Raw genomic sequence first — 25,861 nt, 5'->3', positions numbered from 1 at the left:
CTGAGACGCCCGGGCTTCGCCGGGCGCCTTTCTACCGCGTCACCTGCGGTAAAGGACACCATCGCGTCACCCGCGCTTGAGGATCGACGCGGCCTCGGTGACGAACTTCTTGCCGCCTTCTTCCGGTGAGACACCGAAGGCGACTTCCTGGCTGACCCGCTCCAGGACGAAGGCGACTTCGCCGGCCCCCTTGGGTGGAGATGGCGGCAGCTTGGCCGTGTAGGGGCCGAGCTTGCCGATGTAATCGACGACCTTCTTGCTGACCTCGTCCAGGTCCGGCCCGAGGAGTTCGCGCATGCCGGAGGATGCCGGCACGCCGCGCTCGACGCCCAGGATCTTTGCGCCGCCCGCCTCCGCCACGGTGAAGTTCGCCAGTTTGACCGCGATCTCGGGGTTCTTCGAATCCGAGGCGATCGACCACATCTGCGACGGCTTCAGATACTGCCCCGGCTTGCCGCCCGCCGTGACCGGGAAGGCGGTGATGTCGAGCTTGGCCTTGTTGAGCTGCTGGAGGCCGACGAACTGGTTGGAATGCGGGAACGCGGTCGCGGCATAGCCGAGCGTCAGCGTCGAGGTGTCGAGCGTCGACTTGTCGAGGGCCTGGACATCCGGCGGTACGCAGCCGCCCGATTTGCGCAGTTCGGCCCAGAGCTTGAACCAGTTGCCCGCGTCCTTTTCGTCGAAGGCGAGCTTTCCATCCTCGCCATAGAGCGCCCTGCCGTTCTGCACGAGCCAGAGCTCGAAGCCCGGCTCATGGCCGCTGGCATCCATGGTGGCGTAGAATTTCTTGCGCTTATTGCCCTTTGCGAAGGCCGCGCATTTGCTGACGAACTCGTCCCAGCTGTTGCCGAACGCCAGCGGCGCGACGCCAGCCGCCTCCCAGGCAGCCGGATCGAACACGGCGCAGGACGAGTTCACGCCGAGATTGATGCCGAAGAGCTTGCCGTCGACACTGCAGGATTCGAGATTGGCCTTGCCGAAATCCTCGATCTTCAGCGCGTTGCCCATGTACTGGTCCAGCGGCACGATCGCGCCGCGGCGGGCGTATTCGAACATGTACCGGTAGTCCATCTGGAGCAGATCCGGCGCATTGCGCCCGGCGACCCGTGTGGCGAGGCGCGGCCAGTAATCGCTCCAGCCGGCGAACTCGGTCTTGGCTTCGATGCCGGCATTCGCCTTCTTGTAAGCATCGACGGCCCGGTTGGTACGGTCGGCACGCTCCTGCGAGCCCCACCAGAACACCCTGATGTCCTTTTGCTGCGCAACTGCGGGCTTGAGGCCCAGCAGCGAAGCAGCAGCGATACCGGCGCCGGCGCCAAGCAACCCTCGACGGTTAACAGAATAGGCGCTCATCGACTTTCTCCCTCGATTGGTGCGTTTCCAGATTTTGTTTTTGTTTGAACTTATTGTTCTTGGCGCGCCGGTGCGCGCGGAAGTCTTCGGACGTCAAACCTACTTCGGGCGTCAAAGATACTTCAGGCATCAAAGCGTCTGCAGTCGTCGGAGCTGGTGTCAGGCGGCGAGCTGTATCCGCCCATGCTTGCACGAGCGCGGCCCCGATCCCAGCCCGCAAGTGCAGCGAACCCTGCCCCGTCATGCCCAACAGACGGATGAGCGCGGACGGGCATGCGCTTCGAGCGGTAGCGAGCTGGTTTTGTGGCGTTCCAACCAAGCGCCTTCCTTTGAGCCTTGATAAACTGATACACTAAGATACTAGTATGTCAAAACCGCCTTGAGCGGTGCTGCACAGGCCGAACAGGCGAGAGCGATGGAACGCCAGGGCGAGCATGAAACGGCGGAGGGGCCCGTCCCGCGGGGGCGGTCGGCGAAGTCCGGCCTTCGTCCGCCGCAGCGACGCGTCACCACGGCGACGGTGATCTACGACGAGCTCTACGAGGCCATCGTCAACATGCACCTGGCCCCCGGGACCCCCCTGCAGGAGAAGGCGCTGACCCAGCAATTCGGGGTCAGCAAGACGCCGGTGCGCGAGGCGCTGATCCGCCTCTCGGAGGACGGACTCGTCGACATCTTCCCGCAATCGGGCACCTTCGTCTCGCATGTGCCGCTCAGCGCAATCCCCGAGGCGCAGGTCATCCGGCTGGCCCTTGAAGACACGGCGATCAAGCGCACGGCCGAGATCGCGACCGTCGCCGACATCGCCCAGCTCGACGCCAAGCTGGCGAACCAGCGGATGCTGGCCGAGATCGGCGACATGGACGCCTTCCACGCGGCGGACGAAGCCTTCCACGAGGCGATCGCGCTGATCGCCGGCTATCCCAGCATCTGGAAGCTGCTGCGCCAGGTGAAGGTCCAGATCAACCGGGCGCGCCGGCTGACCCTGCCGGTCCCCGGCCGCATGGACCAGGTCATCGGCGAGCACGAGGTCATCCGCGACGCCATCGCGCGGCATGACGTCGAGGCCGCGCGGGAGGCCATGCAGACCCATCTCAACGTGGTCATCCCCGACCTGGCCCGGCTGCGCGTCGCCCATCCCGACTATTTCGTCTGACGGCCGGTCATTGCAGCCGGCGATCAAGCCCGGCGCGGTGATCCGGAGGGTTTCAAAAAACAAGAGACTGACGAGGAAATGCAGACATGACGGATGCGGCGATGACCTTGAGTGACGAACGCCATCGCGTGGCCCTGGTCGGCACCGGCCACCGCGGCGCCGGCATGTGGGGGCGCGAGCTCCTCGCCGGCTGGCGCGATTGCACCGAGTTCGTCGCGATCTGCGACGTCAACGAATTGCGCGCCAGCTATGCCCGCCAGGAGATCGGCACCAATGCGCCGATCTATACCGATGTCGACACGATGCTCGCCGTGGCAAAGCCCGAGATCGTCATCGTCTGCAGCCGCGACGACACCCATGACGACATCATCATCAAGGCGCTGGAGGCCGGCTGCCGGGTCATCACGGAAAAGCCGATGACCACGACGCCGGAGAAATGCCGCCGCATCCTCGAGGCCGAGATCCGCACCGGACGGCAGATCGACGTGACCTTCAACTACCGCTTCGCGCCGACCGCCGCCCGGATCAAGCAGCTGCTGCTCGACAACGCCATCGGCACCGTCACCTCGGTCGATTTCCACTGGTATCTCGATACCAAGCACGGCGCCGACTACTTCCGGCGCTGGCACGCCTATGAGAAGAATTCCGGCAGCCTGTTCGTGCACAAGTCGACCCATCATTTCGACCTGCTGAACTGGTACCTGGACTCGACCGCGCTCGAGGTTTCCGCTTTCGGCACGCAGCGCCATTACGGCCGCAATGGCCCGTTCCGCGGCGAGCGCTGCCAGACCTGCGCGCATACCGTCGCATGCGACTTCCATCTCGACATCAGCAAGGATCCCTGGCTGACGGCGCTCTATGACGAGCCCGCCGAGGTCGATGGCTATTTCCGCGATGGCTGCGTCTATCGCGAGGATATCGACATTCCCGATACGATGACGGCGATGCTGCGCTACGAGAACGGCGTGATCGCCTCCTACTCGCTCAACACCTTCATGCCGATCGAGGGGCACCACCTCGCCTTCAACGGCACCAAGGGCCGCATCGAGATCCGCCAGTACGAGCGCCAGGCCTTCGAGGTGCCCGACCACGACGAGATCATGCTGATGCGGAATTTCGGCAAGGCCGAGCGCATCCGCGTGCCGCATGCCAGCGGCGGCCATTTCGGTGGCGACGACCGCCTGCGCGACATGCTGTTGCGCCCCGGCCTCAAGGACCCGCTCGGGCAGCGCGCCGGGGCACTGGCCGGCGCCATGTCGATGCTGTGCGGCGCGGCCGCGATGGCCAGCGTCAAGCAGGGCCGGCCGATCACGCTCAAGGAACTGGGCGGATTGCCGGACGGCATCCAGATCTGATCCGCGCGGGGTTGGGCAGACTGCCGGGCCGTGCGCCGCAACCGGACATCGGGCCTCCCAGCGATGGCCGGCATGCGGAACGGTGCGGCGCCTACCCCCAGCGGAGCGCGGCCGTATGGACGGGCGCGTCCCAGAGCTGGATCAGGCTGTCGTCCAGCGCCGTCACCGTCAGCGAACAGCCCGCCATGTCCAATGAGGTGACGTAAGAGCCTACCAACCCGCGCGCGATCGAGAGACCGCGCCCCGCCATGACGCGCCTTGCAGCATTGGCCATCAGATAGAGCTCCATGGCAGGAGTCCCGCCGAAGCCGTTGACGAGCAGCAGGCAGGGCGTGCCGTTCTTCAGGGAGAGATCGTCGAGGATCGCGCCCATCATCTCGTCGGCGATGGCATCCGCGGTTGCCAGCTTCACGCGCCGCCGGCCCGGTTCGCCGTGGATGCCGACGCCCATCTCCATCTCGTCCTCGGCGAGTGTGAAGGTCGGCTTGCCGGCTGCGGGCACGGTGCAGGAGGTCAGCGCCACGCCCATCGAGCGGGTGCGCCGGTTGACCTCGTCGCCGAGCGACTTCAGCGCGTTCAGATCACGGCCCTGCTCGGCGGCCGCGCCGACCATCTTCTCGACGATCAGCGTGCCGGCGACGCCACGCCGGCCGGTGGAATAGGTCGAGGCCGGGACCGCAACGTCGTCATCGGTGATGACCGTCGCAACCGGGGTCTCGGCCATCTCGGCGGCCATCTCGAAATTCATCACGTCGCCTTCATAGTTCTTGACGATGAAGAGCGAGCCCGCCGAGGTGGCGACGGCGTTGACGGCCGCAAGCATCTGGTCTGGCGTCGGAGAGGTGAAGACCTGGCCCGGGCAGGCGGCATCGAGCATGCCGGTGCCGACGAAGCCGGCATGCAGGGGTTCATGGCCCGAGCCCCCGCCCGAGATCAGCGCGACCTTGCCCGGCATCAGTGCCTTGCGCCGAACGAACTTCTCCTCTTCGCCAAGCATGAGGATATCGCCGTGGATGGCGGCAAGTCCCTGGAGGCTCTCCGACAGGATGCTGTCGACCGCGTTGATCAGCTTCTTCATGGGCTCTCCCCCCGCATCTCGGCTTCGTCGTCATCGGCCCCGACCGGAATCAGCGAGACCAGGCCGCGCGCGACCCCCAGCACGATATGGTCTGCCCGGGCATTCAGGTCGGCGCTGCCGAAATCCGGCAATTCGACCACGAGCCGGCGCATCGGCCGGGCGGTGTCGACCACCTCGAGACGCCCGGGATGGGCGGCCCGGTAAGCATTCAGGAAGGCCTCGCGTTCCGGGGGCGCGAAATGGCAGACATGGAAGATCGTCTCCAGATGCTGGACCGGCACGGGCGTGACATAGGCCGGGTTGACGATCTGCGAGATGAAGCTGCGGTTCTTGCCGAGGGCTTCCGCCAGTCGCTGCCGTGTGCCGGAAGGACGGTTCTCGATGACCGCGCGCAGGATCGCCTTGTACTCGGCCAAGGGCGAAGGCACGCTGGCAAGGGTTTCCAAGCCTGTCATGCGTCCGCCCCTGGCTGCGAGAGATCGACCGCGCGGATCGCTTCCTTTGCCAGCGCCAGCTGCCCGGGAGAGACCGATACAGCCCGGACGCCGGCCCGCAGCAAGGCGGCGATGGCGCGCGGATCGCCTCCCGCGTCGCCGCAGAGGCTGACCTCCCGACCCTGCTCCACACCATGGCGCGCGACATGCGCGATCATCGCGAGCACGCCGGGATGCAGAACATCGGCATAGGCCGCGACCTCCGCCCCATCGCGCGCGGCAGCAGTCGCGTATTGCGTCAGATCGTTCGAGCCGATCGAGAAAAACGCGGCGTCGAAGCTCGCGACCGCCACGGCGGCCGCGGGAATCTCGACCATGATGCCGAGTGCGGGCGCGCCATGCGGCACGCCGTCGGCCGCAAGTTCCGAGAGAACGCCGTCCAGCAGCCCCCTCGCCTCCTCCAGTTCCCGCGCTGCCGTCACCATGGGCAGCATGATCTTGAGCGGGCCGAGGCTCGCCGCCCGGGCCAATGCGCGCAACTGGACGCGAAAAATTCCGGGATGGCGCAGCGACAGCCTGATGCCGCGCAGGCCGAGAAAGGGATTGGTCTCGCCATCGAGCGTGTAGCCGGCGATGGGCTTGTCGCCGCCGGCATCGAGCGTGCGGATCGTCACCGGCCGGCCGGCCGCCCAGTGCAGCAACCCGGCATAGGCCTCGAACTGGCGCGCCTCATCCTGCAACGCCTGCTCGACCAGAAACTCCGTGCGGGTCAGGCCGATGCCGTCGCAGGCGTCGGCCGGGAAGCCGGCGACATCGGCCATCCCCGCGACATTGACCATCACGGTAATCGGGGTCCCGTCGCGGGTCAGCGCAGGCTCGCGCTTGCGGGTTTCCGCCTGGGTCCGCACTTGGCCGAGTTCGTCTGCCCGCTGCCGCGCCGCGTCGATGCTCGCACGCGACGGTCCGGTCAGGACGAGGCCCGCCATGCCGTCGACGACGACCGTGCCGGAGACCGCCTCCCAGTCGGAGCCGATGCCGACCACCATCGGCACGCCACGCCCGCGCGCCAGCATGGCGACATGGCTGGTCGGGCTGCCGGCCCCGAGCACGATGCCGCCACCTTGCGACCAATCGATGCCGAGGAAGGCGGAGGGCGGCAGGTCCTGAGCCAGGATGACGGCGCCGGGCGGCGCATCCGTCAGCTCGGGCAAGCCGAAAAGCTGGCGCAGAACCCGGTCCCGGATATCTGCCAGATCTGCGGCGCGGGCGCGGAAATAGGCGTCGTCGGCCGCCTCATAGCCTGCGATCTCGTCCGCCAGCGCCTGGTGCCAGGCCGCGTCGGCCGGCACACCACTCTCGATTGCGGCAAAGGCCCCCTCGGTCAGGGCATCGTCCTCAAGCAGCGCCACCTGGAAGCCCACGATATCGGCGGCCTCGCCGTGAAGGCTGGCAGCCAAACCCGTGACCGCCTGGAGGGAGGCGGCAACCGCATCCGCCAGGGCCTGTCGCTCGCTTGCGACCGGCCCCGTCTTGCGCTGCATCTCGCCGACGGCGCGAAAGACCACCGCCGGGCCGAAGGCGATCCCGGTCGATGCGGCGAGGCCGGAAAGGCGGCGTTCCATCACGCCTCACTCCTCGTCGAACTTGCGTGCGACGATATCGACGAGCGCGGCCAGCGCCGCGGACGCATCGTCGCCGCTGGCCTTGAAATGCAGCACTTCACCCTTGGCCGCCTTGACGCGCATGATCTTCACCGGGCTCTTGGCATCGGTCCACGGGCCGGCCGCGCTGGTGGCCACCTCGATACGGGAGCCGAAGCGCTTGGCGGTCTGGGTAAGCTTCACCGAGGGCCGGGCATGAAGCCCGATCTTGTTGGTGAGCAGGGCGCTGGCCGTCACCTCCTGCATCCCTTCATTCCTCTCGCTACCTTGCCTCTGGCTGGCATTGGCCGACATCTCGTTCATGCCGACATCAATTCCTCGGCGGTCGCCTGCACGACCGCCAGCGTCGAGCCGCCGGACGCTTCGGTCGCGGCCATCACGGCGCCTTCCACAATGGGTGCATTACAGATGACGATGCGCTCGCGCCGCTCCTCCGGCATCATTTCCACCGCCATCTCGCTATTGGTCTCGGCCCCGCCAAGATCGACCAGGATGGCGACGCCCGCCTCCGACCATGCCTTGTCGATCGCTGCCATGATGGCGGCGACATCGGTGCCGAGGCCGCCTTCGGCATTGCCCCCGGCCGCGGCGAGCGGGACATTGTCGCCGACCATCTGGCGGACCATGTCGGCGGCGCCTTCGGCGACCTTGGCCGAGTGCGACACGATGACGATGCCGACATTCTTGCTGGCTGGCATGGTTTCAGGCTCCGATGGTATTGCAGATTGCGGTGGCGAGCAGCGCCGATGAGCGTGCCCCGGGGTCCATATGGCCGACCGAACGCTCGCCCAGAAACGAGGCGCGTCCGCGAATGGCCCTGAGCGGAACCGTCGCCTCGGCCGCGTCCTTCACGACCTCGGGAAGGCGCTTCGTGAGATCGGCGCCGCCCTGAGCGAGGGCGACCTGGAGCGGCGCCAGCACGTCGAGCATGGTCTTCTGGCCGAAATCGGACTTGCCGCGTGCCTTCACGGCCTCGATCGCCGCGGCCAGCGCTCGCGCCAGATCCGCAACCGTCGGCTCTGACGGCAGCTCCTTGCCGAGCGCCATGAACAATGTGCCGTAGAGAGGCCCCGAGGCGCCGCCGACCTTCATCACCAATGTCGTGCCGATAGCCTTCAGGGCGTCGGGCAAGGGCTTTGCCGCGATCGGATCCATGTCCGCCAGCACGGCCTCGAAACCGCGCTTCATGTTCAGGCCGTGGTCACCGTCGCCAATAGCCTGATCGAGCGCCGTCAATTCATCGGCATGGCCGACGATCGCCCCGGTCATGGCCTCGATCAGCCTCTTCTTCAGCGCGCCATCCATGGTTCACCTCACCCTCTGGCCGTCGGCATCGAAGAACAGCGGCCTGAGCAGGCTCACGCTGACCTCGTCGCTGACATCCAGTCCTTCATCGGGATCGACCAGGCTGACGATCTGCTGCTGGTTCACCGCAATATGCAGGTGGTTCTGGTCGCCGAGCCGCTCGATCCAGTTGACCTTGCCCGTCACCGCGCCGTTGCCCGCCTTGGCGATGGCGAGATGCTCGGTGCGCACGCCGATCGTGGTCGTGCTCGCCGGCGCCTCCAGATTGGGAAAGAGTGCGCGCGGCAGCAGGTTGATGCCGGGGCTGCCGAGCCGGGTGGCGACATAGATGTCGGCCGGGTCCTCATAGATGCTGCGCGGCGTGCCGATCTGCACGAGGCGGCCCTGGTTGATCACGCCGATCCGCGAAGCCAGCGTCATCGCTTCGGTCTGGTCATGCGTGACGTAGAGGATGGTCGCGCCCAGGTCCTGCTGGATATGCTTCAGCTCGATGCGCAATTCCGCGCGCAGCTTGGCATCGAGCGAGGAGAGCGGCTCGTCCATCAGGTAGATGGACGGGCTGCGCACCAGGGCGCGGCCGATCGCGACGCGCTGCATCTGGCCGCCGGAGAGTTGTGTCGCGCGGTTCTGCAGCTTGTCCTCGATCCTGAGCAGCTTTGCGACATGGCCGACCGCGCGCCGGATCTCGTCCTCCGGCGTGCGCCGTGTCGGCGAACGCAAGGGGAAGGCGAGATTGTCGAAGACGCTCAGATGCGGATAGAGCGAATATTGCTGGAACACGAAAGTGACGTCGCGCGCCGCCGGCGGCAGCGCGGTGACGTCGACGCCGCCGATGAAGATCCGGCCGTCATCCGGGGTTTCCAGCCCGGCGACGAGGCGCAAGACTGTCGTCTTGCCAGCGCCTGTCGGCCCCAGCAGCACCACGAACTCGCCATCGGCGATGGTAAGCGACAGGTCGCTCGCGGCGTGCACCGCGCCGAACCGCTTCGAGACCTGCGTCAGCGTGACTTCAGCCATGGGTGCGCCTCGTCGTGCCGGCCTCATGCAAGGCGGAGCGGATCGCCTTCCCCGTCGCCGCATCGAACAGCGACAGCCGCTCCGGCCTGAACGAGAGGCTGACGCGCTCGCCGGCGACAACCGGCATATGGGCGGGCAATCGCGCCTTGAGCTTGCCGCGCGGGGTCGCGACCGTCACGATCTGGGTCGTGCCGAGATATTCGGTGCCGAAGATCTCGCCCGGAAGGGCGCTGCCTTGCCGGCCGGGATCGCCGATGACGATCTGCTCCGGCCGCACCCCCAGCGCCAGCGGCCCGGGCGCGTGGCTCTCGCGCAGTTCCGGCAAGGTCACGGAGGCGGCATCGATGCTGACCGAGGTCGAGCCCGCAATCGCTGCGCCGTCGAAACGAACGAAGTTCATCGCTGGCGAGCCGATGAAATCCCCGACGAACATCGAGTTCGGCCGGTCATAGATCTCCTGCGGCGAGCCGAGCTGCTCGATCACGCCATCATTCATCACCGCGATCTTGTCGGCCATCGACATGGCCTCGAGCTGGTCGTGGGTGACGTAAACCGTCGTCGCCTTCAGCCGGTCGTGTAGGGCGCGCAGCTCGCCGCACATCAGATGGCGGAACTCGGCGTCGAGCGCGCCCAATGGCTCGTCCATCATGAAGGCCTTCGGCTCGCGCACGATGGCGCGGCCGAGCGCGACCCGCTGCCGGTCGCCGCCGGAAAGGCCGGATATCGATTTGTCGAGCAGATGCTCGATGCGCAGCACGCGCGCCGCTTCCTCGACGCGCCGTCTCGTCTCGTCCCTGGGCACGCCCATCGAGACCAGCGGAAAACTGATGTTCTTGCGCACGTTCATATGCGGGTAGAGCGCAAAGAGCTGGAACACCATGGCGATGTCGCGTTCGCGCGCCCGCTTGAAGGTGACGTCCTCGCCGTCGAGCTGGATGCTGCCGGAGGATGGCAGTTCCAACCCCGCAACCATCCGCAATGTCGTGGTCTTGCCACAGCCCGACGGACCCAGCAGGCAGAAGAAATCGCCATCCTCGACCGTGAAGCTGGTATCGCGCACCGCCATGAAGGCGCCGAACCGTTTCACCAGATTGTCGACCCGGATCTCGGCCATGGCTCACTCCGGGAACTTGGTGACGAAGGTGAACATGACGACGCCGATCAGGGTCGTGACGAAGGAATAGCCGTAGAGCGCAAGCGAGAAGGGCTGCAGCAGCATCAGCACGCCGGCCGAGATCAGCACCGTTGCCAGTGTTTCCATCGGTCCGCGTCGCAGCGCCTTCGGCCAGCGCGACGCGGCCGCGCCTTCGCGCTCCCGGGGATGGCTCAGATGTCGGTTCATTTGCAGGTTCATTTGCGCACCGCCCCGAAGGTGATGCCGCGCAGGAGGTGCTTGCGCAGCAGCACGGTGAAAACCAGGATCGGTATCAGGAACAGCGTCGTTCCGGCCGCCACGGCCGGCCAATCCTGCCCGCCCTCCCCGATGATGATCGGGATAAAGGGCGGCGCGGTCTGCGCCGTGCCCGAGGTGAGCAGAACGGCGAAGGCATATTCGTTCCAGGCGAAGATCAGGCAGAAGATCGCGGTCGCGACGATGCCGGTCGTGGCCTGAGGCAGCACGACCTTGCGGAAGGCCTGCAGCCGCGTATAGCCGTCGATCATCGCCGCTTCCTCGTATTCGCGCGGGATCTCGTCGATGAAGCCCTTGAGCAGCCAGACGGCCAGCGAGACATTGACTGAGGTGTAGAGCAGGATCATTCCTAGCCGCGTGTCGGAAAGGCCGAGTTCGCGATACATCAGGAAGATCGGGATCGCGACGGCGATCGGCGGCATCATCCGTGTCGACAGGATGAAGAACAGCAGGTCGTCCTTCAGCGGCACCTTGAAACGCGAGAAGGCATAGGCCGCGCAGGTACCCAGGCCGACCGAGAGCAGCGTCGAGCCGAAGGCGATGATCAGCGAATTGACGAAGCGCGGCACGTAGTTCGACGGGCCGACGACCACCATGCTGCGCGAACGGGTGATCTCCTCGCAGGCGGAATTCGCAGGCGGGAGCGAGGCAAGGTAGTCCGCCGTCTGGCGCGAGCGCGTGTTGAACAGGTTGCAATAGCCTTCGATCGAAGGCTCGAAATGCAGGAAGGGCACGACCTTGGGTGGGTAGGAGATCGAATCGGGCGGCGTCTTGATGCTGGTCAGACCGATCCAGAGCAGCGGCACGATCGCCACCAGCGCGTAGAGGGCGACGATGGTGCCGGCCAGCAGCTTGACGCGACCGCTCGGCGCGACGACGGAATGGGCCGTGGAGAGAGCGCCGCTCATCGTGCCTTCACCTTGTTCAGCGCCTTCACATAGATGTTCGCCAGCCCGAACACGGCGACGAACAGGATAATTGCGAAGGCGGAGGAATAGCCGGTGCGCCAGGCCTCGAAGGCGGCGCGCTTCAGCGTGATCGAGGCGAGTTCAGTGGTCGAGCCCGGTCCGCCGGAGGTCAGAAGATTGACCATGTCGAACATCTTGAAGTTCTCGATACCGCGGAAGAGTACGGCCAGCATGATGAAGGGCAGGCACATCGGCAGCGTGATCGAGATGAATTGCCGCCAGTTGCTGGCCCGGTCGACCTCCGCTGCCTCGTAGATGTAGTCCGGGATAGAGCGCAGGCCTGCGAGGCAGATCAGCATCACGTAGGGCGTCCACATCCAGGTATCGACGATGATGATCGCCCAGGGACTCAGGGTCACATCGCCGAGCATCTGGAAGGAGGACGGCGGAATGCCGGAGAAGAACGAGACCACGTAATTGAACAGGCCGATCTGCGGCTGGTACAGGAAGGTCCAGAAATTGCCGACCACCGCCGGCGAGAGCATCATCGGGATCAGGATCAGCGTGGTCCAGAAGCCATGGCCGCGGAACTTGCGGTCGATCAGATAGGCCAGCGCGAAGCCGATGACCATCTGCAGCAGGATCGTCCAGAACACGAAATGCGCCGTCGCCTGCATGCGCTGCCAGATTTCGGGATCCGACAGGATCGTCTGGTAGTGCTCGATCCCGACATTGCGCAGCGGCGCATTGGGGCGATTGGCGCGGTAATTGGTGAAGGAGAGCTGGATCGTCCAGATCAGCGGAAACAGGTTGATCACGAGCAGGAGGATCATCGTCGGCGCGATGAAGATCCAGGCGATCGCCCTGTCGCTGAGGCCCCGGACCCGGTGGGCGATCGGGGGATAGGCTGCGCGCATCGCTGCCGCGCTCCTGATGCCGGTGACGTCGCTCGCATTCATGACTCAGCACCGTTCAAAGGCAAGGTCGGGAACTGGCTGCGCCGCCTGTGAGAGGCGCAGCCCCGGTTCGGCTGGGGGGAAAGCCCCGCTTGCGTCAGAACTTGCCGTCTTCCTTGAAGACCTTGGTCCAATCCTGGATCAGCAGGTCGAGCGCCTGTTTGGCTGTGCCCTTCTCCGCCACGACATAGTCGTGGATGCGCGCCTGCTCCGCCTGCATCAGCTGCGCGTAGGAGGGCTCGGCCCAGAAATCGACGACCTGGCCCATGGCGACGAGGAAATCGGCCGCGAAGGGCGCAGATTTGGCGAAGCCGGGATCGTTCAGCACGCCCTTGTGGCAGGTATAGCCGCCGAGCTCCCACCACTTCTTCTGCACATCGAGCGAGGCGAACCATTTGACATAGGACAGCGCCTCGGCCTGGTTCGGCGAGTAGGCGACGACCGAGAGGCCCTGCCCGCCGAGCTGCGAGCCCTTCTCCTTCTCCGGCGGATTGACGAAGAAGCCGATCTTGTCGCCGCCGACATTCGGATCCTTGTACAGGCCGGGGAAGAAGGCGAACCAGTTCATCTGCAAGGCCGCCTGCCCGGATTTGAAAGCGTCCAGACCCTCCTGCATATAGGCGTTGGAGTAGCCCGGCGGGGTGCAGCACTTGTACAGGGACTTGTAGAACTCCAGGCCCTTCACGGCGTCCTCGGAGTTGACGAAGCCGGCCATGGCGTAGGGCTTCTTCGGGTCCTCATATTTGAAGCCGAACGGATAGAGCGCGTTGGCGACGCCCATCGTGATGCCTTCCGAGCCACGCTCGGTGAAGATGGCCGCGCCATAGACCTTCTTGCCGTCGATGTCGCGGCCCTGGAAGAACTCGGCGATCTGCTTCAGCTCGGTCTGGGACTTCGGCGCCGCGAGCTCGCGGTTGTACTTCGCCTTGAATTCGGCCTGCAGCTCGGGCCTGGAGAACCAGTCCTTGCGGTAGGTCCAGCCGAGCGCATCGCCCATGGCCGGCAACGCCCAGTAGTTTGGCGTGTTCTTCGGCCATTCGGCATAGCCGGTGACTGTCGCCGGCATGAAGTCGTCGATCTTGATGCCTTCCTTGGCGAAGAAATCGTTCAGCTTCACATAGTGCTTGTTCTCGGCGGAGCCGCCGATCCACTGCGAGTCACCGATGATCAGGTCACAAAGCTTGCCCTTTGAATTGAGCTCGTTGAGCATGCGGTCGGCGAAATTCGGCCAGGGCACGAACTCGAACTTCATCGCGATATTGGTCTTGGCGGTGAAGTCCTTGGAGAGTTCGACCAGCGCATTGGCCGGATCCCAGGCCGCCCAGCAGAGCGTCAGCGACTTGCCCTGTGCCTGGGCCCCGGGGGCAGCAAGTGCCGCGCTCCCGGCAATGGTCGCGGCCAGCATCCATGTCCTGAATTGTGTCATGTGCTTCCCTCCCTTGGCGTGCCGTCACCAGCCGTCATTGGGGTGACGGGCGAACCTGCGCGACCGCGAAGGGCACAGCCGCAAGATAGGGCACAGCCGACGCGGGATGTTTCCTCACGCCGCCTCGGAACGAGCCGTCCAAGTTCAGCGATTTGTTTAGTGAACTCTCAATCACTAAACATGTCAAGCAACGACGACCCCGGACAGCATATTGCAATGCAACCGTTTTTATTGCGATGCACAAGTTCAGTGAACTGTTGGGCATGGCCGATTCGAGGCCGCGCTGGACAATCTCGGCGGCGCGGTCGGTGCCGCCGTGCTTGGCACGATCATCATCAGGCGCGAGCAGTTCCACTCCAACATCATCGGCCAGGCGGTCATCGCGCGCGACAAGACCGCGAAGCGCCAGGCCCTGGTGCTCGGCGACAGCCTCGCCATCATCGGCATCATGCTGGTCCTCGCCGCGATCGTGGTCCTGTTCGCCAGGAAGGGCCCAGGCGGCGGCGCAGCGGCCGCGCATTGAAAGGCTCGGCCCTGCCGGTTGCGATTGCGGCCAGGGTGAGAGCCTTCAGTCGGCCGCGTGGCCGGAGCCGGATTGCCGGATCGCCGCCTGCAGGGCGTCCGGCGCGACGGGCTTGTGCAGCACGCGGTATCCGGTCGAGTTCAGCTCCCGCAGCCGCTCCGGCATGGTGTCGCCGGTGACGATCAGCGCCCGGGCACGATATCCCAGTTTTTCCGCCAGGCGTTCGACGGCCTCGCTGCCGGTCAGCCCGGCCTTGAGCCGATAATCCGCGATGATCAGGTCCACCCTGCCTGCGCCCACCTTGGCATGGCGCCGGCAAAGCTCCTCGACGTCCGTCCCGGCGATGGCCTCGTGGCCCCAGGCCGTCAACAGGCTGACATTGGCGTCAAGCACCTGAGGATCATCGTCCAGGACCATGATGCGAAGACCGGGCGGGAAGGCCTGCGCCCGCGCCGGCGCCAGCCCCGAGGCCGGCGGATCGATCCGCGGAATCCGCACGGAGAATGTCGAGCCCTTGCCGGCTGTGGAGCGCAACCCGATGGGATGCTCGAGCAATGCCCCCAGGCGCCGAACGATGGCGAGACCGAGGCCAAGTCCCTGCTCGCGGTCGCGTTCCGGATTGCCGAGCTGGGTGAACTCCTCGAACACGGCCTGATGCTGCTCCTGGGGAATGCCCGGCCCGGTATCGACCACGAGAATCTCGATCGCCTCCCCGCGACGGCGACTGCCGATCAGCACGCGGCTGTCGGGGGCGTGGCGGAGCGCGTTCGACAGGAGATTGTCGAGGATGCGCCTGAGCAGTTCCGGATCGCTATCGCCCCAGGCATCGCCCGGCACCGCGCGCAGATCGATGCCGCGCTGGCGCGCCTGGGGTGCGAAGACCTCCTGCAGGTCCGCCAGCATCCTGCCGAGATGAGCCGGCTGCCGTCGCACCGGAACGAGGCCGGCATCGAGTTGCGAAACGTCGATGAGGCCGTTCAGCAGCCCGCCGAGCGAGCCGATGGCCGCGTCCAGCTTGTCGGCGATCCCACTGGCTTCATGGCTTCCGACAGCGCCGCGCCGGGCGAGCGTTCCGAGCGTCGCTGCAAACAACGCGAGCGCGTGGACCGGCTGTCGCAGGTCGTGGCTCGCCGCCGCGAGGAAACGCGTCTTGGCCTTGTCGGCCGCCGTGGCGCGGTCCCGCTCGCGCTCGAGCCCGCGCACCAGCGCCAGATTCTCGAAGCGCAGGGCGACGGTCTCCTTCAGGGTGCGGTAGGTGACCCGGCAGCAAAAGAGATAGGCGCCGATCAGGCAGAGCTGGAACAGGGCATAGACCGAATAGATCGACCCTTCCTGCATGAGACAGCGCAGGGCGAAAGGCAGGTGCATGGCGATCAGCAGGCCGATATAGGCCGGCGGATAGGCCGAGAGGGACGGCACCGCTCCGCCCGACAAGCCGGTCAGCACGATGCAGACGAAGGCGATCAGATGCGGCTGGGTCGGTTCGAAGCCGAACCAGCCGAGCGCTCCCCAGAGCAGGCTCGACAGGATCGACAGGACCGTGAAACGTCGGGCCCAGTTCGTCGCCTCGGCCTCGCCGTCAGCCCGAGCGAAATAGCGCCGCGACAGCAGCAGGCGGGCTCCGGTGAGGAGATAGGTCGCGCCGATCCAGCCGATCAGCAGGCCGACCGGCACCACCTCGCGCATCACATAGGCGACGGGCCAGGGGATCACGAGATTGGCGAGCAGGATAGAGCCGGACTGGTGATAGAGGAGTTCGACCAGAGCCGCACGCAGATGGGAGCTGGTGTCAGGCGTCAGCGCCGGGACCCGCATGATTGCTCCTTCCTGCGCCGGCAAGCGCTCACCGCGCAGGGGTGATGCCGCAGGGCCCGTAGCCAGTGACGCGCGCCCAAGGAATAGTCACGCATCATGATTCCTCGCCACACGTCCAGGACGCCGGCCGCTCCAGCCGAAGAAACCGCCTGCCGCATCATTCTGGCCGACGACCATGCCCTGATCCGCGAAGGGCTGAAGCTTCTGATCGCGACGCAGCAGGACTGTACCGTCGTGGGCGAGGCCGCGGATGGCGCAAGTCTTGCCGCATTGCTGAAGGACAGGCCGGCCGAGCTTCTCGTGCTCGACCTGGGCATGCCCGGGCTGACGAGCCTGCGCTCCATCGGCGAGCTGCGCCAGGCCTATCCGCGCCTGAAGATCCTGATCCTGACGGCGAACACCGATCCGCAGATGGCCCAGGCGGCGCTGGCGGCGGGGGCCGACGGCTATGTCGTGAAGGGCAGCGATCTCGACGATCTGTTCGACGCCCTCGCCGCCCTGCAACGGGGCCATCCCTATGTCAGCCTCCCGCTGCGTGACGCCAAGCTCCAACAAGGGGCGGGCACACCGGGCGGCATCCCGTTCGATGCGACCACATCTGTTGCGCTGACGCGGCGGGAAAGTGAATTGCTGGTCCTGATCGCCGGTGGCGCCACGACCCGCGCCGTCGCCGCACGTCTTGGCATCAGCCCCCACACCGCCCGCAAGCACCGAGAGAACCTCATGCGCAAGCTCGATCTGCACAGCGCTACGGAACTTGCAGCCTATGCGGTGCGCGTCGGCCTGCCTGTCGGTTGACGCGGCACTGCACCGCCGCCAACGCTGCCGCGGTCCCCAAGCTCCCTGCCCGCCTGCCCTAGCGGGCATAGCCCGGCCGTCGCCGCGCGGGCTGTGACGGCTGCGTAGCCGGGGCCGTCGTCAGCAGCAAGGCGGCAACAGAACGGCTTGAACGGACAAGGGCGACCTCGGGCGGGACCAGAAACCCGCCTGGCGAAGGATCGGGCCCCGCACTGTCACGTCTCCGCAGGCGGCGTTCAATACGGCAGATGCCGTATTTTCATCTCTTCGGCGCGGCTGCCGCGACCTGGGAGGCGGCCGATGCGCCGCCTCGACCGGCTTCGTCAGCGCAAGCCTCGCGCATGGTCGGCAAACGATCGCCCTCGCGCGGCGCCAAAATACGGCATCCGCCGTATTTCTCCGAGGCCTCGCCATCCATACAATCCCGGCTTTCGGCGACGGCGGCAAGCCGCGGGCTTCCGGGATCGCACGAGAACCTCATGATTGGCGGACAGAGTGATCGACCATTTGCAGCGTGCCTTGTCCCGGACCACGGCCCTTGTCGGACCGCAGTTCGCAATTGCCGTGGCGTTTTCGGCCGCCCTGTCGATCCCACTGGCCCGGGCCGACGGGGGCCAGGGCGGAGGTATGAACAGAAGCCCAGGCGGCGGGGACAGCTATAGCGGACCAGGCGGGAACGGAGGCGATTCCGGCGCCGGCGCAGGTGGCGGCGGGGCAGGCTGGAGCGGCGGCAACGGTGGAGCGGGCGACGGTGTGCCAGGGTCCGGCGGAGCCGGCGGCGTGGGCGCAGGAGCATCGGGACAAGCGGGACGCAACGGGGCCAATGGCGGCGGCGGCGGTGGCGGTGCGCACGGTTTTCTCGATGCGGGGGCGAGCTTGCCCGGCAATGCGGTTTCCGGTGGCGACGGCGGCGCTGGTGGTGCTGGCTATTCCCCCAACGGTGGGAACGATGGTGGCGGCGGCGGCGCGGGCGGCTTCGGTGCAGTGCTTGGCGCCGCGACCGGCGCGATCAATGCCGCGACGACGGGCGGTACTGGCGGCGCAGGAGGATCGGGCCACAATGATTGGACCTACTTTTACGGCCATGGTGGCAATGGTGACTCCGGCGGTATCGGCCTGGTGTTCCTGAACAGCGGAAGCTTCGTCCTCAATGCCGCAGCAACCGGCGGCTCGGGTGGAGCCGGTGGCTCGGCTACCGGATACAACGGTCCTATTGGTGGGCACGGCGGCGCAGGCGGGGTGGGGCTGCAGTTCCTGACCGGTGGCTATGTCATGATCAATGCGTCGGTGGTCGGCGGCAATGGCGGAGCCGGCGGTACGGGGAGCAGCGGCGCCGGCGGCATCGGCATTGTCGGTTCCAGTCTCGACCTGATCCTCGGCAGCGGCGCGACGGTGGCGGGCGGTCTCTCTGGCGACGGAGCGAGGCGCGCCGATGCGATCCATCTGACGGGTCCCAATAACCGGGTCGAGCTGCAGGCTGGCGCGACCGTGACGGGCAATGTCGTGGCCGGCGGCATCGCCGGCAATGTGTTCGCGTTGGGTGGCTCGGGCAATGGCGGCTTCGACGTCTCCTCGATCGGCGCGAGCGCGCAGTTTCGCGGCTTTACCGCTTTCGAAAAGCTCGGCACGAGCATCTAGACACTCACCGGATCCGGCAACCAATCCTGGTCAATCCAGGCCGGCACTTTGCGGGCTGGCGCATCGGGCGTTTTCGGTGCGTCCTCGCAGATCACGGTGGCGTCGGCTGCGACACTCGATCTCGGTGGCTTCAACCAATCGATCGACACGCTTGCGGGCGCGGGGATGGTGACGCTGGGCGCAGGAACCTTGAACGCGGGCTCCGGCAACGGCGGTTCGACCTTTGACGGCGTCATCTCGGGGACCGGTGGTCTGATCAAGGCCGGAACGGGAACGCTGACCCTTTCGGATGCCAATACCTATACGGGCGCGACCTCGGTCACCTCAGGTTCCCTGATCGTCAACGGCTCGATCACGGCATCGTCGGGGGTGACGGTCGCAGCAGGCGCGACCCTCGGCGGCTCCGGCACGCTGCCGACGACGGTGATCAACGGCGGCACGCTGTCGCCGGGCAATTCGCCTGGCACGCTGACGGTCAACGGCAATCTGACGCTGAACCCCGGCTCGACCTATATCGCCGAGGTGCAGGGCGCGGTCGCCGATCGGGTCAACGTCACCGGCACGGCCGCGCTGGCCGGCGCGCTGCGGATCGTGCCGCTCGGCGGCGCCTATCGGCTCAACAGCCCCTACACGCTCCTTTCGGCGACGGGCGGTCGAGCCGGCAGCTTCAGTCCGGTCGACACGACCGGCAGCTTCGGCGACGGCGTCACCACGGGGGTGAGCTACACCAGCACCGATGTGCTGCTGACGCTCACCCCGAAGCCGCTGGCTCCGATCGTGAACCCTATCGACCCTGTCGCGCCCACACCTGCACGCCCGCGCCTTGCCCTCGGTCGTCCGGCCAATGCCCTTGCAATCGCCTCGGCCATCGATGGCGCGGTGGCCGCTGGTGGCGACCCATCCTCGCTGTTCGGGATCTACAACCAGCCGGCGGTTGCGATCCCGGCCGCGGTGAACAGCCTGTCCGGCGAGATCCATACGGCCGCAGCGGCAACGGCGGAGGTTGCCGCCGACCAGTTCCTGCGGGCGATGCTCGATCCCTCGGCAGCAGGGCGGCTCGGCGCTGTCCTACCCGGCCCCGGCGCAGCCGCCTTCTCCGGCACGGTGCGCAAGGGCGCCGACCAGCCTGCTGGACCCTCACGGCTCGAGGCGCCGACCTATTCGGTCTGGGGCTCGGCCTTCGGCTCCTATGGTCGCACCGACGGCGACGCGGCGGTGGGCTCGAGCCGCCGCAAGATCGACGATGCCCATCTCGCGACGGGTGTCGATCTCCGGCTGATGCCCGGCACGGTCGCAGGCTTCGCCGTCTCTGCCGGCAGCGCGCGGGCCTCGCTGCCCGGTCTGCTCGGGAAGATCGATGCCGATGTCTTCCAGGCCGGTCTCTATGGCGTCACCCAGCTCGGCCCGGTCAGGCTCGGCGCGGCGGCGAGCTATGCCCGGCTCGACAATGAGGTCAGCCGCGGCATCCCGGCGCTCGGCAGCAGCCTGTCCTCGTCTTACGACACGACGGCCTGGAGCGGGCGCCTGCAGGCGAGCGCCACTCTGCTGAACTGGAACGGCTTTGGTCTCTCGCCGCTGGCCGCGCTCCAGGCGACGCGGGCGCAAAGCCCGGCCGTGCGCGAGAGCAACTGGGCCGGCGCCACTGCCGGCGCGCTGGCTTTGGCCAGGCGCAACGACGTCACGAGCCGCAGCGAGCTCGGCCTGCAGCTCGACGCCGACACCATGCTCGGCAGTGTGCCGGTCACACGGGCTATGTCCGGGCGGCCTGGGCGCATTATTTCCAGCGCGACGCCAACCTGACCGCAAGCCTGGCCGGCCTGCCCGGCGCGGCCTTCACCGCGAGGGGCGCGCAAGCCGACCGCAACAGCGCGCTCGTCGCTGCCGGCATCAGCGCCAGGCTCAGCGAACGCATCACGCTCGGCCTCGATCTCGACGGCGAACTCTCAGCCAACAGCAACCGCCTCGGCGGATCGGCACAGCTCAGGGTCAGCTTCTGAGGAAACGGATGCACTGGAGGATGGTGTCGGGGCTGGCGCTGCGCGCCCGAGCCCCCATCCCTTCACGAGCCCGTAGATCGCCGGGATCACCATCAGCGTCAGCACGGTTGACGAGATCATGCCGCCGATCATCGGCACGGCGATGCGCTGCATCACCTCCGACCCCGTTCCGGTGTTCCAGAGGATCGGCAGCAGGCCGGCCGTGATCGCGATCACCGTCATGATCTTGGGCCGCACGCGCTCGACCGCACCCTGCATGATCGCTTCCTGCAGATCGGCGCGCGTGAACGCCCTGCCCTCGCCCGCGCAGCGCGCCTGCACCGCCTTCAACGCGTGGTCGAGATAGATCAGCATGATCACGCCGGTCTCGGCCGCGACGCCGGCAAGGGCGATGAAGCCGACCGCGACGGCCACCGACAGGTTGAAGCCTTCCCACCAAAGCAGCCAGACCCCGCCGATCAGGGCGAAGGGCAGCGAGAGCATGACGATGAAGGTCTCGGTCAGCCTGCGGAAATTCAGGTAGAGCAGCAGGAAGATGATCGCGAGCGTCAGCGGCACGACCAGTTTCAGGCGTGCCTCCGCCCGTTCGAGATACTCGAACTGCCCGCTCCAGGCGACGCGGTAGCCGGACGGCAGTTTCACCGACTGATCGATCGCGTCCTGCGCCTCGCGGACATAGCCGCCAAGATCGCGCCCGGCGATGTCGACGAAGATATAGGTCGCGAGCTGGCTGTTCTCGGTGCGGATCGTGGTCGCGCCCCGCTTGCGTTCGAGTTTGGCGATCTCTCCGAGCGGGACGGTGCCGCCCGATGGCAGCGTGACCTGGACCTCGCGCGCGATGGCCTGCGGGTCAGAACGCAGATCGCGGGGATAGCGAATGGTGACGCCGTAGCGTTCGCGGCCTTCGACCGTCGTCGTCACCGTCTCGCCGCCCATGGCCATCACGACCGCGTTCTGGACGTCGGCGACCGAGAGCCCATAGCGCCCAAGCGCCATCCGATCCGGCACGATGTCGAGGAAATAGCCGCCGATGACGCGCTCGGCATAGGCGCTGGTCGTGCCCGGCACGGCGCGCAGCACCGTTTCGATCTGGCGGGCAATTCCCTCCATCTGCGTGAGGTCGGTTCCGAAGACCTTGATGCCGATCGGCGTGCGGATGCCCGTCGCCAGCATGTCGATGCGGGCCCGGATCGGCTGGGTCCAGGCATTGGAGACGCCGGGAAACTGCAGGGCCTTGTCCATCTCGGCCTTGAGGCTGTCGACAGTGACACCGTCGCGCCATTCGGCTTGCGGCTTCAGGTTGATGATGGTCTCGAACATCTCGGTCGGGGCCGGGTCCGTCGCGGTCTGGGCGCGGCCGGCCTTGCCGTAGACCGAGGCGACCTCCGGGAAGGACCGGATGATCTGGTTCTGGGTTTGCAGCAGCTCGGCCGCCTTGGTCACGGAGATGCCGGGCAAGGTCGTCGGCATGTACATCAATGTGCCCTCGTTCAGCGTCGGCATGAACTCGGAGCCGAGCTGGCGGGCCGGCCAGACGCTGACGCCGAGCGCCGCCAAGGCCAGCAGGATCGTCAGCGTCTTGGCCTTGAGCACGCCGCGGATGAGCGGGCGGTAGAGAGCGATCAGCAAGCGGTTGATCGGGTTCTTGTGCTCGGGGATGATCCTGCCCCTGACGAAGACGACCATCAGCGCCGGCACAAGCGTCACCGACAGCAGCGCCGCGCCCGCCATCGCGAAGGTCTTGGTATAGGCGAGCGGCCCGAACAGCCGGCCCTCCTCGGCTTCCAGCGAGAAGATCGGCAGGAACGAGACGGTGATGACGAGCAGGCTGAAGAACAGGGCCGGCCCGACCTCGCTCGCCGCCTCGATCAGGATCTCGATGCGGGGCTTGTCGGGCGGCGCCCGTTCGAGATGCTTGTGCGCGTTCTCGATCATGACGATGGCCGCGTCGATCATGGCGCCGACAGCGATCGCGATGCCGCCCAGGCTCATGATGTTGGAGCCTAAGCCCAGCGCCTTCATCGCCACGAAGGCCATCAGGATGCCGACCGGCAACATCAGGATCGCGACCAGCGCGCTGCGCAGATGCAGCAGGAAGACGATGCAGACGAGCGCGACGATGAGGCTCTCCTCGATCAACGTCCCCTTCAGCGTCTCGATCGCCCGTTCGATCAGCTGGGAGCGGTCATAGACCGGTACGATCTCCGCCCCGCCCGGCAGGCTCGCGGCGATCTCGGCCAGTTGCGCCTTGGCGCGTTCGATCACGCCAAGCGCATTCGCTCCGAAGCGCTGCAGCACGATGCCGCTCGCGACTTCGCCTTCGCCATTGAGTTCGGTGATGCCGCGGCGCTCGTCGGGGCCGAACTCGACGCGGGCGACGTCGCCAAGGCGCAGCGGCACGCCGCGCTCGCTCCTGAGCACGATCGCCTCGATATCGCCGATCGATTTCAGATAGCCGCGCCCGCGCACCACGAACTCGAACTCGGCAAGCTCGACGGTGCGGCCGCCGACATCCATGTTGCTGCTGCGCACGGCTTCGCGCAATGCCGCCAGCGAGACGCCCTGCGCCCGCAGCCGCACCGGATCGACCACGATGGCGTACTGCTTGACGAAACCGCCGACGCTGGCGACCTCCGCCACGCCCTCGGCGCGAGATGCGGCGAAGCGCACGAGCCAATCCTGCGTCGAGCGCAGCTCGGCCAGCGTCATCTCCTTGGCCATGACGGCGTATTGATAGACCCAGCCGACGCCGGTCGCGTCCGGGCCGAGCGTTGGCGCGACGCCGTTCGGCAAGCGGCGCGCTGCGGCATTGAGATATTCGAGCACGCGCGAGCGCGCCCAGTACGGATCGGTGCCGTCTTCGAAGATCACATAGACGAAGGAGACCCCGAAGAACGAGAAACCGCGCACCACGCGAGCCTTCGGAACGGTCAGCATCGCGGTCGTCAGCGGATAGGTGACCTGGTCCTCGATCACCTGCGGCGCCTGGCCGGGATATTCGGTGTAGACGATGACCTGGACGTCGGAGAGATCGGGTATGGCGTCGAGCGGCAACGTCCTGACGGCATGGATTCCGGCCGCGACGGCAAAGGCCGTGGCGACGAAGACGAGGACGAGGTTGCGCGCCGACCAGGCAATCAGGCGAGCGATCATGGCTTGACCTCCGGCGGATTGAGCCCGCTCAAGGCGGCCTTGAGGTTGCTTTCGGCATCGATCAGGAAATTGGCCGAAACCACGACGCGGTCGCCGTCAGCCACGCCGTCGCTGATCGCGACCCTGCCATCGCCATGCTGGCCGAGCTTGACCTCGCGCGGCTCGAAACGGCCCTCCCCACGGTCGAGGATGACGATGCGGCGTGTGCCCGTGTCGATCACGGCACTGTCGGGAACGGTGAGCGCCGGTACCCCGTCCCCCGATCCGATCTCGACATCGGCATACATGTTGGGCAGCAGCATCCCGTCGGGATTGGCGAGTTCGACGCGGACCTTGGTGGTGCGCGTCGCCTCGGCCACCTGCGGATAGATCAGGCCGACCTTGCCCTGGAAGGCCGCTTCGGGCCGGCCCCGCAGCCGGACCGTGACCGGTGCGCCGATGCGAACAGCCGCCAGTTCGCTTTCCGGAACGTCGGCATTGACCCAGATGGTCGAGATGTCGGCGAGCCGGAACAAAGTGTCGCCCGCCGCCGCCCTCATGCCCTCGACGACGTTGCGCTCCAGCACGATACCGTCACGCGGCGCAGACCAGTTGATCGTGATCGGTACCTTTCGGCTGCGCTCGATCTCGGCCACGATCTCTGCGGGCACACCGAGGTTTTCAAGGCGCTGACGCGCGCCGCCCTCCGGCGCTCCTCGCGCGGCTGCATTGAGGTCGGTCAGGAACTGCGCACCGGCAACTGCGATCTCGGGCGAATAGAGCCTGACGAGCCGGTCCCCCTTGGCCACGCGATCGCCGGTGGTGACCGGCGCGACCTCCTGGATGAAGGCATCCGAACGGGTTGCGACCACGGCGACACGCCGCTCGTCGAGCTGGACCGCCCCCGGCACCCGGATTGGCCTCGTGATGATCTGACGGCTGACAGGCTCCGACCGGACGCCGCTGCGCTGTATGCGGCCCGGAGAGAGCTTGATGACATTGCCGTCTGCCCCATCTCCCGCGTAGACCGGGAGGTAGTCCATCCCCATGGAATCCTTCTTGGGCACAGGGGACGTGTCCGGGAGCCCCATCGGGTTGCGATAGTGGAGCAGCTTGCGCTCGGCCTTCGCTTCCGCCGTTTGGGCTGAGGGCGCAGGTGGCTCGTCGAAGCTGAGATCTTCGCTCGCACGGACAGCGCTGAAAGGCCTGCCATCGGCCGTCGCACGTGGCTGCTCCGAGTAGAGCGGCTTCCCGTCCGGATCCCTATAGTAGATCACTGGACCCGCTCCTGCGGGCTCGCTCGCGGCACTTGTGCCTTCGGCACCCAACCAGGTTCGCAGGCCGGGCAGCGGAACGCCGCGATGCCCGGCCCAATAGCCTGCAGCCCCCGCCGCCAGGATGGCGGCGAGAGTCAGGCCCGTCAGGGCAATGCGTTTCATTGCACGGCCTTGAGGGTCAGCTTGTTTTCTAGCGTGCCCGCCTCGCCCTGGACCTTGGCGCCGAGCGAAAGGCGCCAGCTTCCGGCCATGGTCAGGTTGGTCTTAAGGCGATAGGTGCCCGGCTCGGTCGAAGGCAGCGCTTCGATCGGTGAAGCCATCATCTCCATGCCGTCGGGCGCCATGTCGATGCGTTTGGTGAAGATTACGGCGTCGGGCACCGGCTTGCCCGAGCGCTTGTCGATGAGCCGGACTGTGATGACGACGCCGGTGCCCTGCTTGAGTTCGCCTTGGACCAAGCGAAACTCGTAGTCCTTGATGTCTGCCAGGGCTGGACCTGCAGCCAAGGCAAGCGGAAGCGCGGCAGCAAGCGCGCGCAATAGGGTGATGACAGTCATGTTCTGGTTCCGAACCGATGAGGTGCCGGGCTTACGCACGGCTGAATGCGCAGCGACGAGCCAC

The 25,861-nt window shown here is 66.6% G+C and carries 23 protein-coding genes and 1 pseudogene; 7 read left to right on the top strand and 17 right to left on the bottom strand.

Translation table 11 applies throughout. The features are described from left to right. Positions 1-66: 66 nt before the first annotated feature. The gene (locus tag AB4118_RS18690) at positions 67-1,353 is read right to left on the bottom strand and encodes an ABC transporter substrate-binding protein (RefSeq protein ID WP_441491153.1); all 1,287 of its coding nucleotides are present in this window, start codon (positions 1,351-1,353) and stop codon (positions 67-69) included. Positions 1,354-1,768: 415 nt separating this feature from the next. Here AB4118_RS18690 and AB4118_RS18685 point away from each other — a divergent pair, with 415 nt between their 5' ends. Beyond that, on the top strand, positions 1,769-2,509 hold the full coding sequence (locus AB4118_RS18685; protein WP_441491152.1) for a GntR family transcriptional regulator: 741 nt from the start codon (positions 1,769-1,771) through the stop codon (positions 2,507-2,509). Between the two features lie 86 nt (positions 2,510-2,595). Then, positions 2,596-3,864: a Gfo/Idh/MocA family protein gene (locus AB4118_RS18680; protein WP_441491151.1), complete on the top strand. Its 1,269-nt coding sequence runs from the start codon at positions 2,596-2,598 to the stop codon at positions 3,862-3,864. 91 nt (positions 3,865-3,955) lie between these two features. On the opposite strand, the gene dhaK is transcribed toward AB4118_RS18680, so the two are convergent. The 12 genes from dhaK to AB4118_RS18620 form a co-directional block, all read right to left on the bottom strand. Next, positions 3,956-4,942: a dihydroxyacetone kinase subunit DhaK gene (dhaK, locus tag AB4118_RS18675; RefSeq protein WP_441491150.1), complete on the bottom strand. Its 987-nt coding sequence runs from the start codon at positions 4,940-4,942 to the stop codon at positions 3,956-3,958. Then, positions 4,939-5,397 (bottom strand): hypothetical protein, encoded by a 459-nt coding sequence (locus tag AB4118_RS18670; protein ID WP_441491149.1) that lies wholly within the window; start codon positions 5,395-5,397, stop codon positions 4,939-4,941. Before AB4118_RS18670 ends, dhaK begins: the two co-directional genes overlap by 4 nt. Next, the gene (ptsP, locus tag AB4118_RS18665; protein WP_441491148.1) at positions 5,394-6,998 is read right to left on the bottom strand and encodes a phosphoenolpyruvate--protein phosphotransferase; all 1,605 of its coding nucleotides are present in this window, start codon (positions 6,996-6,998) and stop codon (positions 5,394-5,396) included. The genes AB4118_RS18670 and ptsP overlap by 4 nt, the downstream gene beginning before the upstream one ends. A 6-nt stretch (positions 6,999-7,004) precedes the next feature. Continuing rightward, positions 7,005-7,283 (bottom strand): HPr family phosphocarrier protein, encoded by a 279-nt coding sequence (locus AB4118_RS18660; protein WP_441491362.1) that lies wholly within the window; start codon positions 7,281-7,283, stop codon positions 7,005-7,007. 53 nt (positions 7,284-7,336) lie between these two features. Next, the gene (dhaM, locus tag AB4118_RS18655) at positions 7,337-7,735 is read right to left on the bottom strand and encodes a dihydroxyacetone kinase phosphoryl donor subunit DhaM (protein WP_441491147.1); all 399 of its coding nucleotides are present in this window, start codon (positions 7,733-7,735) and stop codon (positions 7,337-7,339) included. Between the two features lie 4 nt (positions 7,736-7,739). Beyond that, the gene (gene dhaL / locus AB4118_RS18650) at positions 7,740-8,342 is read right to left on the bottom strand and encodes a dihydroxyacetone kinase subunit DhaL (RefSeq protein WP_441491146.1); all 603 of its coding nucleotides are present in this window, start codon (positions 8,340-8,342) and stop codon (positions 7,740-7,742) included. Positions 8,343-8,345: 3 nt separating this feature from the next. Then, entirely contained in the window at positions 8,346-9,359 is a 1,014-nt protein-coding gene (locus AB4118_RS18645; protein ID WP_441491145.1) for an ABC transporter ATP-binding protein, read from the bottom strand. Next, complete coding sequence (locus AB4118_RS18640; protein ID WP_441491144.1) at positions 9,352-10,473, bottom strand: ABC transporter ATP-binding protein; 1,122 nt, start codon at positions 10,471-10,473, stop codon at positions 9,352-9,354. Before AB4118_RS18640 ends, AB4118_RS18645 begins: the two co-directional genes overlap by 8 nt. A gap of 3 nt (positions 10,474-10,476) precedes the next feature. Beyond that, the gene (locus tag AB4118_RS18635; protein ID WP_441491143.1) at positions 10,477-10,701 is read right to left on the bottom strand and encodes a hypothetical protein; all 225 of its coding nucleotides are present in this window, start codon (positions 10,699-10,701) and stop codon (positions 10,477-10,479) included. A gap of 8 nt (positions 10,702-10,709) precedes the next feature. After that, on the bottom strand, positions 10,710-11,678 hold the full coding sequence (locus AB4118_RS18630; protein WP_441491142.1) for a carbohydrate ABC transporter permease: 969 nt from the start codon (positions 11,676-11,678) through the stop codon (positions 10,710-10,712). Further along, a complete protein-coding gene (locus tag AB4118_RS18625; protein ID WP_441491361.1) occupies positions 11,675-12,595 on the bottom strand; it encodes a carbohydrate ABC transporter permease in 921 nt (306 codons plus the stop codon). The genes AB4118_RS18630 and AB4118_RS18625 overlap by 4 nt, the downstream gene beginning before the upstream one ends. 136 nt (positions 12,596-12,731) lie before the next feature. Beyond that, complete coding sequence (locus AB4118_RS18620) at positions 12,732-14,039, bottom strand: ABC transporter substrate-binding protein (RefSeq protein ID WP_441491360.1); 1,308 nt, start codon at positions 14,037-14,039, stop codon at positions 12,732-12,734. A gap of 304 nt (positions 14,040-14,343) precedes the next feature. On the opposite strand from AB4118_RS18620, the pseudogene AB4118_RS18615 reads away from it, so the two are divergent. Then, positions 14,344-14,583, top strand: a pseudogene (locus AB4118_RS18615) (EmrB/QacA family drug resistance transporter); the annotation flags it as partial. A gap of 45 nt (positions 14,584-14,628) precedes the next feature. Here the strand turns inward: AB4118_RS18615 and AB4118_RS18610 are convergent. Next, positions 14,629-16,398 carry a hybrid sensor histidine kinase/response regulator gene (locus AB4118_RS18610; RefSeq protein ID WP_441491141.1) on the bottom strand — a complete coding sequence of 590 codons (1,770 nt, stop codon included), beginning with the start codon at positions 16,396-16,398 and terminating at the stop codon, positions 14,629-14,631. Positions 16,399-16,494: 96 nt separating this feature from the next. Between AB4118_RS18610 and AB4118_RS18605 the strand changes: the two genes are divergently transcribed. From AB4118_RS18605 to AB4118_RS18590, 4 genes are all read left to right on the top strand, one after another. Then, the gene (locus tag AB4118_RS18605; RefSeq protein ID WP_441491140.1) at positions 16,495-17,196 is read left to right on the top strand and encodes a response regulator; all 702 of its coding nucleotides are present in this window, start codon (positions 16,495-16,497) and stop codon (positions 17,194-17,196) included. 627 nt (positions 17,197-17,823) lie between these two features. Further along, complete coding sequence (locus tag AB4118_RS18600) at positions 17,824-18,834, top strand: hypothetical protein (protein WP_441491139.1); 1,011 nt, start codon at positions 17,824-17,826, stop codon at positions 18,832-18,834. 96 nt (positions 18,835-18,930) lie between these two features. Next, positions 18,931-20,634 carry an autotransporter outer membrane beta-barrel domain-containing protein gene (locus AB4118_RS18595; protein WP_441491138.1) on the top strand — a complete coding sequence of 568 codons (1,704 nt, stop codon included), beginning with the start codon at positions 18,931-18,933 and terminating at the stop codon, positions 20,632-20,634. Continuing rightward, positions 20,631-20,831 (top strand): hypothetical protein, encoded by a 201-nt coding sequence (locus tag AB4118_RS18590; RefSeq protein WP_441491359.1) that lies wholly within the window; start codon positions 20,631-20,633, stop codon positions 20,829-20,831. Before AB4118_RS18595 ends, AB4118_RS18590 begins: the two co-directional genes overlap by 4 nt. On the opposite strand, the gene AB4118_RS18585 is transcribed toward AB4118_RS18590, so the two are convergent. The 3 genes from AB4118_RS18585 to AB4118_RS18575 are packed head-to-tail and all read right to left on the bottom strand — an operon-like array spanning position 20,778 to position 25,797. Then, on the bottom strand, positions 20,778-23,984 hold the full coding sequence (locus AB4118_RS18585; protein ID WP_441491137.1) for an efflux RND transporter permease subunit: 3,207 nt from the start codon (positions 23,982-23,984) through the stop codon (positions 20,778-20,780). The two genes, AB4118_RS18590 and AB4118_RS18585, sit on opposite strands and share 54 nt — an antisense overlap. Then, positions 23,981-25,402 (bottom strand): efflux RND transporter periplasmic adaptor subunit, encoded by a 1,422-nt coding sequence (locus tag AB4118_RS18580; protein WP_441491136.1) that lies wholly within the window; start codon positions 25,400-25,402, stop codon positions 23,981-23,983. Before AB4118_RS18580 ends, AB4118_RS18585 begins: the two co-directional genes overlap by 4 nt. Then, positions 25,399-25,797, bottom strand: a complete 399-nt coding sequence (locus AB4118_RS18575; RefSeq protein WP_441491135.1) for a FixH family protein — start codon at positions 25,795-25,797, stop codon at positions 25,399-25,401. The genes AB4118_RS18580 and AB4118_RS18575 overlap by 4 nt, the downstream gene beginning before the upstream one ends. Between the last annotated feature and the right edge of the window lie 64 nt (positions 25,798-25,861).

It is taken from the genome of Allobosea sp. 2RAB26 (assembly GCF_052115465.1).
Lineage (GTDB): Bacteria > Pseudomonadota > Alphaproteobacteria > Rhizobiales > Beijerinckiaceae > Allobosea.
The sequence above is the reverse complement of the archived record's forward strand: the minus strand, read 5'-3'. Positions and strand labels throughout refer to the sequence as shown.

What these genes read in the sequence shown, in the direction of transcription:
- AB4118_RS18610 (WP_441491141.1), bottom strand. Translation starts at nt 16,398, where the DNA reads ATGCGGGTCCCGGCGCTGACGCCTGACACCAGCTCCCATCTGCGTGCG.
- AB4118_RS18600 (WP_441491139.1), top strand. Translation starts at nt 17,824, where the DNA reads ATGAACAGAAGCCCAGGCGGCGGGGACAGCTATAGCGGACCAGGCGGG.
- ptsP (WP_441491148.1), bottom strand. Translation starts at nt 6,998, where the DNA reads ATGGAACGCCGCCTTTCCGGCCTCGCCGCATCGACCGGGATCGCCTTC.
- AB4118_RS18690 (WP_441491153.1), bottom strand. Translation starts at nt 1,353, where the DNA reads ATGAGCGCCTATTCTGTTAACCGTCGAGGGTTGCTTGGCGCCGGCGCC.
- AB4118_RS18580 (WP_441491136.1), bottom strand. Translation starts at nt 25,402, where the DNA reads ATGAAACGCATTGCCCTGACGGGCCTGACTCTCGCCGCCATCCTGGCG.
- AB4118_RS18645 (WP_441491145.1), bottom strand. Translation starts at nt 9,359, where the DNA reads ATGGCTGAAGTCACGCTGACGCAGGTCTCGAAGCGGTTCGGCGCGGTG.
- AB4118_RS18575 (WP_441491135.1), bottom strand. Translation starts at nt 25,797, where the DNA reads ATGACTGTCATCACCCTATTGCGCGCGCTTGCTGCCGCGCTTCCGCTT.
- AB4118_RS18660 (WP_441491362.1), bottom strand. Translation starts at nt 7,283, where the DNA reads ATGCAGGAGGTGACGGCCAGCGCCCTGCTCACCAACAAGATCGGGCTT.
- dhaL (WP_441491146.1), bottom strand. Translation starts at nt 8,342, where the DNA reads ATGGATGGCGCGCTGAAGAAGAGGCTGATCGAGGCCATGACCGGGGCG.
- AB4118_RS18685 (WP_441491152.1), top strand. Translation starts at nt 1,769, where the DNA reads ATGGAACGCCAGGGCGAGCATGAAACGGCGGAGGGGCCCGTCCCGCGG.
- AB4118_RS18635 (WP_441491143.1), bottom strand. Translation starts at nt 10,701, where the DNA reads ATGAACCGACATCTGAGCCATCCCCGGGAGCGCGAAGGCGCGGCCGCG.
- dhaM (WP_441491147.1), bottom strand. Translation starts at nt 7,735, where the DNA reads ATGCCAGCCAGCAAGAATGTCGGCATCGTCATCGTGTCGCACTCGGCC.
- dhaK (WP_441491150.1), bottom strand. Translation starts at nt 4,942, where the DNA reads ATGAAGAAGCTGATCAACGCGGTCGACAGCATCCTGTCGGAGAGCCTC.
- AB4118_RS18640 (WP_441491144.1), bottom strand. Translation starts at nt 10,473, where the DNA reads ATGGCCGAGATCCGGGTCGACAATCTGGTGAAACGGTTCGGCGCCTTC.
- AB4118_RS18625 (WP_441491361.1), bottom strand. Translation starts at nt 12,595, where the DNA reads ATGCGCGCAGCCTATCCCCCGATCGCCCACCGGGTCCGGGGCCTCAGC.
- AB4118_RS18620 (WP_441491360.1), bottom strand. Translation starts at nt 14,039, where the DNA reads ATGCTGGCCGCGACCATTGCCGGGAGCGCGGCACTTGCTGCCCCCGGG.
- AB4118_RS18585 (WP_441491137.1), bottom strand. Translation starts at nt 23,984, where the DNA reads ATGATCGCTCGCCTGATTGCCTGGTCGGCGCGCAACCTCGTCCTCGTC.
- AB4118_RS18630 (WP_441491142.1), bottom strand. Translation starts at nt 11,678, where the DNA reads ATGAGCGGCGCTCTCTCCACGGCCCATTCCGTCGTCGCGCCGAGCGGT.
- AB4118_RS18670 (WP_441491149.1), bottom strand. Translation starts at nt 5,397, where the DNA reads ATGACAGGCTTGGAAACCCTTGCCAGCGTGCCTTCGCCCTTGGCCGAG.
- AB4118_RS18680 (WP_441491151.1), top strand. Translation starts at nt 2,596, where the DNA reads ATGACGGATGCGGCGATGACCTTGAGTGACGAACGCCATCGCGTGGCC.
- AB4118_RS18605 (WP_441491140.1), top strand. Translation starts at nt 16,495, where the DNA reads ATGATTCCTCGCCACACGTCCAGGACGCCGGCCGCTCCAGCCGAAGAA.